The organism is Rhizobium sp. YTUHZ045, assembly GCF_051124255.1.
Classification (GTDB): domain Bacteria; phylum Pseudomonadota; class Alphaproteobacteria; order Rhizobiales; family Rhizobiaceae; genus Rhizobium.
This window is the reverse complement of sequence record NZ_CP101432.1, coordinates 979,780-991,771: the sequence shown is the minus strand read 5'-3', so window position 1 is coordinate 991,771 and position 11,992 is coordinate 979,780. Positions and strand designations below refer to the sequence as shown.

At 61.7% G+C, this 11,992-nt stretch carries 6 protein-coding genes; 2 read left to right on the top strand and 4 right to left on the bottom strand.

Going from position 1 to position 11,992, the window contains the following annotated elements; genetic code table 11:
- The first annotated feature begins 341 nt into the window (after positions 1–341).
- Positions 342–2,990, top strand: a complete 2,649-nt coding sequence (gene pepN / locus NMA58_RS04890) for an aminopeptidase N (RefSeq protein ID WP_434712571.1) — start codon at positions 342–344, stop codon at positions 2,988–2,990.
- 192 nt (positions 2,991–3,182) lie between these two features.
- Positions 3,183–5,486, top strand: coding sequence for a PAS domain-containing sensor histidine kinase (locus NMA58_RS04885; protein WP_434712570.1), 2,304 nt, complete (start codon positions 3,183–3,185; stop codon positions 5,484–5,486).
- A gap of 110 nt (positions 5,487–5,596) precedes the next feature.
- Here the strand turns inward: NMA58_RS04885 and NMA58_RS04880 are convergent, their stop codons facing one another.
- From NMA58_RS04880 to NMA58_RS04865, 4 genes are all read right to left on the bottom strand, one after another.
- Complete coding sequence (locus NMA58_RS04880) at positions 5,597–6,568, bottom strand: AraC family transcriptional regulator (RefSeq protein WP_430957864.1); 972 nt, start codon at positions 6,566–6,568, stop codon at positions 5,597–5,599.
- A gap of 146 nt (positions 6,569–6,714) precedes the next feature.
- A complete protein-coding gene (locus tag NMA58_RS04875; RefSeq protein ID WP_434712569.1) occupies positions 6,715–9,675 on the bottom strand; it encodes a bifunctional [glutamine synthetase] adenylyltransferase/[glutamine synthetase]-adenylyl-L-tyrosine phosphorylase in 2,961 nt (986 codons plus the stop codon).
- A gap of 134 nt (positions 9,676–9,809) precedes the next feature.
- A complete protein-coding gene (locus NMA58_RS04870) occupies positions 9,810–11,222 on the bottom strand; it encodes a sensor histidine kinase (RefSeq protein WP_430957866.1) in 1,413 nt (470 codons plus the stop codon).
- On the bottom strand, positions 11,219–11,974 hold the full coding sequence (locus tag NMA58_RS04865) for a response regulator transcription factor (RefSeq protein WP_405047712.1): 756 nt from the start codon (positions 11,972–11,974) through the stop codon (positions 11,219–11,221). The genes NMA58_RS04870 and NMA58_RS04865 overlap by 4 nt, the downstream gene beginning before the upstream one ends.
- Between the last annotated feature and the right edge of the window lie 18 nt (positions 11,975–11,992).

Sequence of the window (11,992 nt, the reverse complement as noted above, 5' to 3'; positions counted from 1 at the left end):
TAAAAGGAACGGGGAGACGCATCCGACTCGGGGACGCGGCGAGTGACGTCTGTCATCCTAGCTAAAGAAAATCGAGATGGGCGAAAATTTATCGCTTTTCGCATCCGATCCGACTGGTCAGGCGGGAGAGCGGCGCTGCCGCGCTCGATCCGATATAGCGCCTTTCGGCCGACAGCCACGTTCATCCGGCTCCCATAGATATTTTGCCTGCGAACTTCGCGTTTGCGGGCAATTTGCTTTAACTTTAGTTCAGACTTTAATGTAATCATGCCCGTCAATTTAGGCAGAGTGCGCCCGCCTCTGTATCCGCGGTTGTCAAATAACGGTCTTCAGGAAACACCATGCGAACAGATACCGGCCAGGTCATTCATCTGGCAGATTACCGTCCCACCGACTTCGTGCTGGAACGCGTGGACCTGACATTCGAACTTGATCCGACCGAGACAAAGGTCGAAGCGCGTCTCATCTTTCATCGTCGTCCGGGCGCCGACATCGCGGCGCCGATCGTGCTCGACGGCGACGAGCTGACGCTGGCGGGGCTGCTGTTCGACCAAGTGGAGCTTGACCCTTCGCGTTATGATGCGACGCCGGAAAGCCTGACGGTGCGCGACCTGCCGGAAAGCGCCCCTTTCGAGCTGACGATCACCACGATCATCAATCCCGAGGCCAATACCCAGCTGATGGGCCTCTACCGCACCGGCGGCGTCTACTGCACGCAATGCGAGGCGGAGGGCTTCCGCCGCATCACCTACTTCCCCGACCGACCCGACGTGCTTGCGCCCTATACGGTCAACATCATCGCCGACAAGGACGCCAACCCGCTGCTGCTGTCGAACGGCAACTTCCTCGGCGGCGCCGGCTACGGCCCCGGCAAGCATTTCGCCGCCTGGTTCGACCCGCATCCGAAGCCTAGCTACCTTTTCGCCCTCGTGGCCGGCGATCTCGGCGTCGTCGAAGACACCTTCACCACCATGTCCGGCCGTGAAGTAGTGCTGAAGATCTATGTCGAACACGGCAAGGAGCCTCGCGCAGCCTATGCGATGGATGCGCTGAAACGCTCGATGAAGTGGGACGAAGAGCGGTTCGGGCGCGAATATGATCTCGACATCTTCATGATCGTCGCCGTCTCCGACTTCAACATGGGGGCGATGGAGAACAAGGGTCTCAACGTCTTCAACGACAGATACGTCCTTGCCGATCCCGAGACCGCGACCGATGCCGACTACGCCAATATCGAAGCGGTCATCGCGCATGAATATTTCCACAATTGGACCGGCAACCGCATCACCTGCCGTGACTGGTTCCAGCTGTGCCTCAAGGAAGGCCTGACGGTCTATCGCGACCAGGAATTCTCCTCCGACCAGCGCTCGCGCCCGGTCAAACGCATCGCCGATGTGCGCCATCTGAAATCCGAACAGTTTCCGGAGGATGGCGGCCCTCTGGCCCATCCGGTGCGGCCGACGACATATCGCGAGATCAACAACTTCTACACGCGGACTGTCTACGAGAAGGGCAGCGAAGTCACGCGGATGATCGCCACACTGCTCGGCAAAGACGCTTTCAAGCGGGGCATGGACCTCTATTTCGACCGCCATGACGGTCAGGCCGTGACGATCGAGGATTTCGTCAAATGCTTCGAGGATGCAAGCGGGCGCGACCTGACGCAATTCTCGCTCTGGTACCATCAGGCCGGCACGCCGCTCGTCACCGCGTCGGGCAGCTACGATCCGGCGGCCAGCACCTTCACCCTGTCGCTCGAACAGATGGTCCCGGCGACACCCGGCCAGTCGAGCAAGGAACCGATGCATATTCCGCTCAGCCTCGCGCTCTTCGGCGAAAACGGCGGCAAGATCGAGCCGAGCTCCGTCAGCGGTGCGGAATATGCCGGCGAGGTGCTGCACCTCACCGACCGCGCACAGACGGCGATATTCCACGGCATCGGCTCGCGCCCGGTCGTCTCGATCAACCGCAGCTTCTCGGCGCCGATCAACCTGCATTTCGATCAGAGCCCGGCCGATCTTGCCCGGCTCGCCCGTTGTGAGACGGATCACTTCGCCCGCTGGCAGGCGCTGACCGATCTGGCGCTGCCGAACCTTCTCAAGGCCGCCCGCGACGCGCGTGAGGGCAAGCCCGTCGCCTGCGAGGCGACCTTCGTCGAGACGCTGATTGCGGCTGCCGCCGACGAGAGCCTCGAGCCCGCCTTCCGCGCTCAGGCGCTAGCTCTGCCGAGCGAATCCGATATTGCCCGCGAACTCGGCAGCAACAACGATCCCGACGCCATCCATACCGGCCGGCAGGCGATCCTAAAACAGATCGCCGATGCCGGGAAGGATGTTTTCGCCAGCCTTTACGCGGCAATGACGACCTCAGACGCCTTCAGCCCGGATGCCCGAAGCGCCGGCCTGCGCGCCCTGCGCAATAGCGCGCTTACCTACCTCTCCTATGCCGAGCAGACACCGTTTCGTGCCAAGGCCGCCTTCGACGCGTCCAACAACATGACCGATCTCAGCCATGCGCTGACGATCCTCGCCCATCATTTCCCCGAGAGTGAGCAGACCAGCGAGGCGCTCACAGCCTTCCGCGACCGCTTCGCAGAAAACGCGCTCGTCATCGACAAATGGTTCGCGATCCAGGCCGGCATCCCCGGCACCAAGGCCTTGGAGCGGGTCCGCGCCCTGATGGAAAATTCGCTGTTCAAGCGGACCAATCCGAACAGGATGCGGGCGCTGGTCGGCACCTTTGCCTTCGCCAATCCGACCGGCTTCGGTCGTGCCGACGGCGAAGGCTACCACTTCCTTGCCGGTGAGATTCTCGAAATCGACGAGCGCAACCCGCAACTCGCCGCCCGAATTCTTACCTCGATGCGCTCCTGGCGTTCGTTGGAGCCGACGCGTGCCGCTCATGCTCGCGCCGCATTGAGCAAGATCGAACAGGCGCCCAACCTTTCCACTGACGTGCGCGACATCGTGGAGCGCACGCTTAAGGGGTGATTTGCTTGAGCCGGCCGCCGTGCAGGATGTGACGGCCGGCTGGCCGCTTGATTCGAATCGCTCAAAAATTCCAGAAATTTAAATAGTTAACGGATTTTTACCTTTGCCTCTGGACAAGGCGAATCACCCGTGATTCTCTAGGTCAGGTTCGAGCGAGCGGCGCGCGAATCACACGAGGGACAAGGCGAAGAGATGATGGACGTGCGGCGGGCAACCGTGGCCGGAGGACGGCTGCGTGTCGATTTTTACGGGTTGAAGGCCTGGCGAAACAGCCTTTCCGGTCACGCGACATCGGAACCGCTCCTTCGTCATCTGCCGAAGGCGGAACTCATCTTGAAGCGCACCATTCCGGCGCTGATCATTGCCTTCCTCTCCGTCGTCGCCGCCTCGCATTTCTTCGGCATGATGAATGAATATGCCCGCCTGGAGGCTTCCGCACGCCATGCCACCGCGCTCTCGGCGGCGACTGCCTCGGCGGTGTTTGCCGATGCCTCCCAGATCTTCGACAGCGGCGATATCGGCCAAGCGCAGACCCGCCTCGCCAAGTACCTGCCGCAGGATCGGCTGGACAGCGGCGCTTTCGTGCTGCTGGTGCAGGCCAGCGGCAAGGTTTTCGCCGCGACGACTGCCGGGCTCTCGCATGTCGGCAGCAATGTCGGTGACTTCTTCCCCGAGGTTTCGGCAATCCGACGTTTCGGCGATCGAGCCGGTGTCATCGAAACCACGATCGGCGGCGTGCCGCACTATGCCGAGATCACTTTGATGGGCAATGCCGGCGGCTATATCGTCGCCGCCACCTCGATCGAGGAGATCAGCCAAGTCTGGCGCGAGGAACTGGCGCTCAACGTCACGCTGTTTGCCGGCATATCCTCGATCCTGCTCGTCATCCTCTATGCCTATTACACCCAGGTGAAGCGCGCCCGCGACGCCGACGATATCTTCCTGGAATCGAACCTGCGCGTCGAGACGGCGCTGTCGCGCGGCCGTTGCGGCCTCTGGGATTTCGATTTCGAGAACCGCGAATTCTTCTGGTCGCGTTCGATGTACGACATGCTCGGCCTGCCGGGTTCGGACAAGACGCTGGGCTTCGGCGAGGCCGCGCGGCTGATGCATCCGGATGACGGCGGCCTCTATGAGATCGCCCGCGCCATCGCCAACGGCCATTCCGGTCAGGTCGACCAGATCTTCCGCATGCGCCATGCCGGCGGCCACTATGTCTGGATGCGCGCCCGTGCCCAGGTGATCCGCAGCAATTCCGGCCGCATGCACCTGATCGGCATCGCCATGGACGTGACCGAACAGCACCGGCTCGCCCAGCGCTATGCCGAAGCCGATCAGCGGCTCGCCGACGCTATCGAATGCACCTCCGAAGCCTTCGTGCTCTGGGACAAGAACGATCGGCTGGTCATGTGCAACACGCATTTCCAGGAAGCCTACGGCCTGCCGGACAGCGTGCTGGTGCCCGGCACCGAGCGCTCGATCGTCAATGCCGCCGCCGCCCGCCCCGTCATCGAGCGGCGGGTCGCCGATGCCGATGGCTCGGGGCGGACGACCGAGGTGCAGCTTGCCGACGAGCGCTGGCTGCAGATCAATGAACGCCGCACACGCGACGGTGGCAGGGTCTCAGTCGGCACCGATATCACGCTGATGAAACGTCATCAGGAGCGGCTGCGCGAATCCGAACGTCGGCTGATGGCAACGATCGGCGATCTCTCCGCCTCGCGTCAGACGCTGGAGCTCCAGAAGGCCGAGCTTTCGACGGCCAACGCCAATTACCAAGCGGAAAAGGAACGCGCCGAGGCCGCCAACAAGGCGAAGTCGGAATTCCTCGCCAACATGTCGCATGAGCTGCGCACCCCGCTCAACGCCATCCTCGGCTTCTCCGAGATCCTGCAGAACCAGATGTTCGGTCCTCTCGGCTCGCTGAAATACGACGAATATGCCCGCGATATCCATGACAGCGGCAAACATCTGCTCAACGTCATTAATGACATTCTCGACATGTCGAAGATCGAGGCCGGCCATCTGAAGCTGCACCGCGAGCGCATAGACCTCGTGCCGCTGATCGAGGAAAGCCTGCGTTTCACCGCCATTCCGGCCGCCGAAAAGAACATCGTGATCGAGCAGCGCATCTCGTCGGGCCTGACGCTGACGGCCGACCGCCGGGCGATGAAACAGGTGCTGCTTAATCTGCTCTCCAATGCGGTGAAGTTCACAGATAATGGTGGGCGCATCGCCTTGCGCACGCGCCGCGTCGACGGCGCCGTCTTCGTCACCATTGCCGATACCGGCATCGGCATTCCGCGCTCGGCGCTGTCGAAAATCGGCCAGCCGTTCGAGCAGGTGCAGAGCCAATACGCCAAGAGCAAGGGCGGCTCCGGCCTCGGACTTGCCATCTCCCGCTCGCTGACTTCGCTGCATGGCGGCCGCATGAAGATCCGCTCACGCGAAGCTGTGGGCACCGTGATCTCGCTGCGCATTCCAGATGATGTTTAGGTGAACACCTTGACCGTTTGCGAGTTGGAATGATCTGACTCGAAACTCGCCATGAAATTTTGGCCGACGCCTTCTCCAGGCTCAGATTAGACGCAACACCTTCCCCCATATTAGCCGCGCCGCGCCAAATCGGCAGTAGGCGAGACGCCGAAATGCGAACGATATTCGGCCGAAAACCGCCCCATGTGGATAAATCCCCATTGTCGCGCAATCTCGGACACCGTCGCTGACGGTGCGGCCTGAACCAGGTCACGCCGCGCACCTTCGAAGCGGAGCTGCCGCAGGAAAGACATTGGCGTCGTATTCAGGAATCTGCGGAAATTGACTTGCAGCGTGCGTGCACTCACACCGGCCGCCATAGCCATGTCCGCAATTGTTATCGGCAATGCCGCGTTTGCCTTTGCAAATTCCATCGCTCGTTTCAACTGTGCCGGTGTGATGTAGCATGTCCGAGCCGACGCCAGTTTTTGCGACAGCGAATGCTGTATGTTCTGCGTTATCAGCGAGCAAAACATCTCCTGAAACCCGGCCAGGGCAATAGGAGAGACGACGAGTTGCGAGCCGCAAATCTCCGTCCGGAAGAACCGCATCAGGTTCATCAATTGCAAAGCTGGCCCCGTCGCCAGGTCCAACGATGGAGAAAATTCGAAGTCGGCCGGTACGAAGCATTCAAAAGAATCGGCAAGCGCTTTGTGCACCAGGTGTTTCGGAACCGAAAAGCCCTCGGCGATCGAGCCTTCGCCAATTTCCACGCCGGAATATCGGTCGGCAGACGTCAACAGCCCCTGTGAGCGGCCTACATCGAATTTCGCACTCCCCGTCGCGATGGCATGGCCGTCCCCATGGTCGGCAAAGAACAGGTAGTCATCGATTTCCAAGCCAACTCGCAGCGATCGATGAACTGAACTCGACCCCGTCCATCCGACAAACTCGCCGAGTGCCTGCGCGCTGAAGGAAAAGTCGCCAACCGAATCCTTACCTACCGGACGGAACGAATTATCCGTCTTTTCAGCTGACAGGCATTCCGACACATCGCCTGTCGTCATCGCGGTTGTCGGAATGGAAAAAGTAACGGCTTTCATCTTGCCTCATAAGGACCACATGGATTTCCGCTTCCGTGCGAAGCGAGTTCATCGATGTAGACGGTTTTTGCGGTGGTGAAAATCAGCCGGGCGAGGTTCCGCTCACAATCTTCGCAGATCCCTTGCGCATGTCCTCCGCGGGATGCTCAGGCGGTCTTCACCACATTCGAGAAGATCTTCCTGACCGCTTTCGAAAGCCGTTTCACCTCCCCTTCCAACGTTCTGATGTCGGGGCAGTCGCCGGCGCGGCAGACGAGTTCAACGAGGCCGGCCGGCGCATCCTTCGGGTCGAACTCGCTCTCGATGCAGAGTCGGATCAGCTGTGAAAGACTGGTGTAGAGCGTAAAGGCTTCGAGGCATGTATCGAGGTCGGCCGCCGACATCAGCCGGTCGCCAAGCAGCTTAAGCGCCTCGCCGGTGCTCTTGCCGTTCACGGCAATGCCGACGCCCCTCGTTGGCGCGATCAACGCCAGATATTGGGCAATGAATTCGAGATCGATGACGCCGCCGGGGATCTGCTTTAAGTCCCAAAGGCCGGATGGCGGCTTCTCCTCGTCGATCAGTTCGCGCATCTCGGCAACGTCATGCGCCACCTTGGCGATGTCGCGATCTGAAGTCAGCACTTCGCGGATAATACGTTCCGCCTCGGCGATCAGGCTTTCATCGCCTGAAATCAGCCGGGCGCGGCTGAGCGCCATATGCTCCCAGGTCCAGGCCTCTTCGCGCTGGTATTTGCCGAAGGCATTGATGCGGGTGGCGACCGGGCCCTTGTTGCCGGAGGGGCGCAGCCGCATGTCGACTTCATAGAGCACGCCTTCGGCGGTCGGCGCCGACAAGGCGGCGATCAGTCGCTGAGTGATGCGGGTGAAGTAACGCGTCGCGTCGAGCGGCTTCGACCCATCGGATTCGGACGCCGCATCATCATAATCATAGAGCAGGATCAGATCGATGTCGGAACCTGCCGTCAGCTCGAAGCTGCCGAGCTTGCCCATGCCTGATATGGCGACGCGTCCACCGGGATAATCGCCATGCGCGGCCCGCATCTCGCTTACCACGGCATCGAGTGCGGCCGCAATGATGAGATCGGCGAGGTGGGTAAAGGCGCGGGCGGCCATTGCGCCATTGATTGCGCCGGTGAGCAAGCGGATGCCGATCAGGAAGCGCTGTTCAGCGGCGAAGATGCGCAGCCGGTCGAGCACCTCCTCATAATGGCGCGCCTGGACGAGCGAGCCCTTCAGGCGTTCGCCGAGATAGTCGCGCGTCGGCAGCTCGGCCATCAGGCCAGGATCGAGCATGCCGTCGAAGACATGCGGCTTGGCGGCGATTACCTCGGCCAGGCGGGGGGCGGAGGACATGATGTTGACGATCAGCGACAGGAGCGCCGGATTGCTGCCGAGCAGCGAGAAGAGCTGAATGCCGGCGGGAAGACCGGAGATGAAACTGTCGAAGCGCAGCAGCGCCTCATCAGCGCGCTTGCTTTCGCCGAAGACGCGCAGCAGCTCGGGCGTCAGCTCCGTCAACCTTTCCCGTGCCTCCACCGATTGCGTCGCACGATAGCGGCCGTAGTGCCAGGTGCGGATGATGCGCGAAATGTCGGATGGCCTGGTGAAGCCAAGCTTCTTCAGCGTCTCCAGCGTGTCCGGGTCGTCGCCCTGTCCGGTGAAGACGAGGTTTCCGGTTTCGGTGGAAAGCCTGGTCTCCTGCTCGAAAAGGCGGGCATAACGACGCTCCACCGTCTTCAGCACCCCGACCAGCCTTTCGGAGAAGCTCGGCGTGTCGGAAAACCCCATCATGAAGGCGATGCGCTTCAGGTCGGCGTCGGTCTCCGGCAGAAGGTGAGTCTGCTCGTCGCGCACCATCTGAATGCGATGCTCGACGTCACGCAGGAACCAGTAGGCCTCCGTCAGTTCGTCGCGCGTCTCCGCATCGATCCATTTCGCCTTGGTGAGTTCGCCGAGTGTCTCCTCCGTCGACCGGCCGCGTAGCGCCGGCATGCGGCCGCCGGCGATCAGCTGCTGCGTCTGAACGAAGAACTCGATCTCGCGGATGCCGCCGCGGCCAAGCTTGACATTATGGCCCTTGACCGCGATCGCCCCATGACCCTTATGCGCGTGGATCTGCCGCTTGATCGAATGGATATCGGCGATTGCCGCGTAATCGAGATATTTGCGGAAGACGAAAGGCGACAGCCCGCGCAGGAATTCCCCGCCGGCAGCAAGGTCTCCGGCCACCGCGCGCGCCTTGATGAAGGCCGCCCGCTCCCAGTTCTGGCCCCTGCCCTCATAATAGATCATCGCCGCATCAACCGGGATCGCCAGCGGCGTCGAGCCGGGATCGGGACGCAATCTGAGATCGGTGCGGAAGACGTAGCCGTCCGCCGTGCGCTCCTGCAGGATGCGCACCAGCCGGCGCATCATCCTCGGAAAGATGTCGATCGCATCATCCGGGTCGGCCACGATGCCGGCCTGTTCGTCGAAGAAGACCACGAGATCGATATCGGAGGAATAGTTGAGTTCGCACGCGCCGAGCTTGCCCATGCCGAGCACGATCAGGCCCGAGCCCTCACTTGGTTTGGCCGGATCGTGCAGCCTGAGCTTTCCCCCCTCATGCGCCGAAAGCAGCAGATGGTCGATCGCAGCCGCGACCGAAGCCTCGGCAAGCGCGCTCAGCCAGGCCGTTGTCGTCCGGCTGTCGAAAATGCGCGAGAGATCGGCGAGCGCAACGAGAAAAGCGGCCTTGCGCTTGATGATGCGCAGCCTGCTCATCACCACGGATTCCCCCGGCGCCGCCCCTTCACCGTCCCGCCGCCAGCAGCTTCGCGCCTCGGCGATCAGCGCTTCGATCTGCGGCTCCAGCGGTTCGCTGATGGCGCCGGCAAGGACGGCGGGATCGAGATTGACGATTTCACGCAGGTAGGGCGACAGCGACAGCACGGCGGCAATGAAGTCGCGCACCCGCCCGTCCGTCTTCAGCATTGCCGCAATTAACGGCTCCCTTTTGCCCGCCTCCTGCAGATCGGCCAGCGCCAGCTTCAGCTCCGTCTGGCTCAGCGGACGCAGCAGCCCTTCAGCGACATCCTTCAGGCCATGCGTCGATTTCGTCAGCATGCGCTCTCCCTGGCTTGCAGAAGGCGTGGCGATTATCTGGAATTGGGGTCGCCGCCTTCGGTTCGGAGGTAACTTAGTGTCCTGGTGGAAAACCGCCAATACGCGATTCAGCCTATCGCAATCGGACAAGACCCTCAGGCGGCCTTGGCCGGGAAGATCATGCTGACCGTCAGCCCGCGCTGTTCGGACTTGTCGGGGTTGGTGTCGGAGAGCTCCAGCCGGCCGTTATGCAGCTCCATGACTGCTTCCACCAGCGAAAGCCCGAGCCCTGTGCCTGGCTTGGAACGGCTTTCGTCGAGGCGAACGAAGCGCTTCACCACATCGTCGCGCCGGTCGGCCGGAACGCCGGGCCCATGATCGGCCACCGACAGGCAGATGCCCTCCGGATGACGGGCAAGCTTGAGGGACACTTCGCCCGCCCCTTCCGTATCGGAGGAATATTTGATCGCATTATCGAGCAGATTGAAGATCGCCTGGCCGATCAGCTCGCGATTCCCCTGCACCTCGATGCCCGGCTCGACGCTCGCCCTGAGGCCGAGACCAGCCTCCTCAGCCGCCGGTTCGTAAAGTTCGGCACTGTCGGAGACGATGGCCGAAAGCTCGACCGGCGACATCTCCGCCGCGACCGACCCGGCCTCGACGCGGGAGATCATCAGCAGGGCGTTGAAGGTGCGGATCAGCTGATCCGATTCGGAAATGATGCCTTCCAGCGCCGCGCGACGCGTATCGCCATCCGTCATATCGAGCGCATCGGCGGCCTTGTTGCGCAGCCGTGTCAGCGGTGTCTTGAGATCATGGGCAATGTTGTCTGAGACCTGCCGCAAGCCTTCATTCAACTTCTCGATACGTTCCAGCATAGTGTTCAGCGACATCGACAACCGGTCGAATTCGTCGCCGGATCCGCCGACCGGCAGGCGTTGCGACAGATCGCCTGCCATGATCTTCTTGCTCGCATCCGACATGCGGTCGATGCGTTTCAGTGCGTTGCGGCCAATGCCGAACCAGATGATGATCGCGCCGAGTCCCATGATCGCCAAAGCCACCATCAGCGCCTGGCGCACCAGCAGGCGGAAACGCTCGGGATCGCCGAGGTCGCGGCCGACCAGGATTCTCAAGCCGTTGTCGAGCACAAAAATGTTGGCGATCGCCTTATGGCGGCGCTCGATACCACCACCGTCTGTATAACGCTGATAGGCGAAAGGAGCCGAGGTCCAGCCGACCTCCTCGAAGACACCGGGCTGCACCGAGGCGACGTTGCCGGCGAGAATATCCCCCGAAGGACCGGCGATGATGTAGAGATTGGCGCCGGGCTGACGGGCACGCCGTTCCATCGTGCGCAGCAGAAGGTTCATGCCGCCGGTGTCATAGGCGCGCTGCACCTGCTCCACCTCCTGCCGGACGGCATCGCGAATCTGGCCTGTCAGCAGCCGTTCCGACATCGCCGTCACATAGAAGACGAGCGTCGCGGCGCAGATGGCGAATAGTAGAATGTAGAGTGCCGAGAGGCGAACTGCGGTGGACTTGAAGAGAACCCTGAAGCGGCTCATCCCTCATCCTTGATCATATACCCCGCGCCCCGAATGGTCTTGAGGAGCGGCTGGCTGAAGTCCTTCTCGATCTTCGAGCGCAGGCGCGAGACATGGACGTCGATGACGTTGGTCTGCGGGTCGAAGTGATAGTCCCAGACATTTTCGAGCAGCATCGTTCGGGTGACCACCTGGCCGGCATTCTTCATCAGATATTCGAGCAAGCGGAACTCGCGCGGCTGCAGCGGGATTTCCTTGCCGCCGCGGCGCACCTCGTGGGAGAGCCGGTCGAGTTCAAGATCGCCGACGCGATAGACGACGTCCTGTTCCGGCGTGCCCTTGCGGCGGCCGAGCACTTCGACGCGCGCCAGCAGCTCACTGAAGGCATAGGGCTTTGGCAGGTAATCGTCGCCGCCGGCACGAAGGCCGGTGACACGGTCGTCGACCTGGCCAAGGGCGGAGAGGATGAGGACCGGCGTGTGGATGCCCTTGCGGCGCAATTCGCTGATGACCGAAAGTCCGTCGCGGCGCGGCAGCATGCGATCGATGACGATAACGTCGTAGGTGTTCTCCGACCCCATGAACAAGCCGGCCTCGCCGTCGCTGGCGTGATCGGCGACGATACCCGCCTCACGAAAGGCTTTCGTGAGGTAGGCCGCGGCTTCGAGATCATCTTCGATGATGAGAATCTTCATGCGGCCGACATTACCCACCGGCTGCGTTTCGGCAAGGCTCAAAGCATCTTGCTGCGGGGCGGCGCTCATCGCGATCATCCTTGAAAGGTCAGAAGA

Coding starts and splice junctions, on each gene's coding strand:
- pepN (WP_434712571.1), top strand. CDS start 342: ATGCGAACAGATACCGGCCAGGTCATTCATCTGGCAGATTACCGTCCC.
- NMA58_RS04885 (WP_434712570.1), top strand. CDS start 3,183: ATGATGGACGTGCGGCGGGCAACCGTGGCCGGAGGACGGCTGCGTGTC.
- NMA58_RS04880 (WP_430957864.1), bottom strand. CDS start 6,568: ATGAAAGCCGTTACTTTTTCCATTCCGACAACCGCGATGACGACAGGC.
- NMA58_RS04875 (WP_434712569.1), bottom strand. CDS start 9,675: ATGCTGACGAAATCGACGCATGGCCTGAAGGATGTCGCTGAAGGGCTG.
- NMA58_RS04870 (WP_430957866.1), bottom strand. CDS start 11,222: ATGAGCCGCTTCAGGGTTCTCTTCAAGTCCACCGCAGTTCGCCTCTCG.
- NMA58_RS04865 (WP_405047712.1), bottom strand. CDS start 11,974: ATGATCGCGATGAGCGCCGCCCCGCAGCAAGATGCTTTGAGCCTTGCC.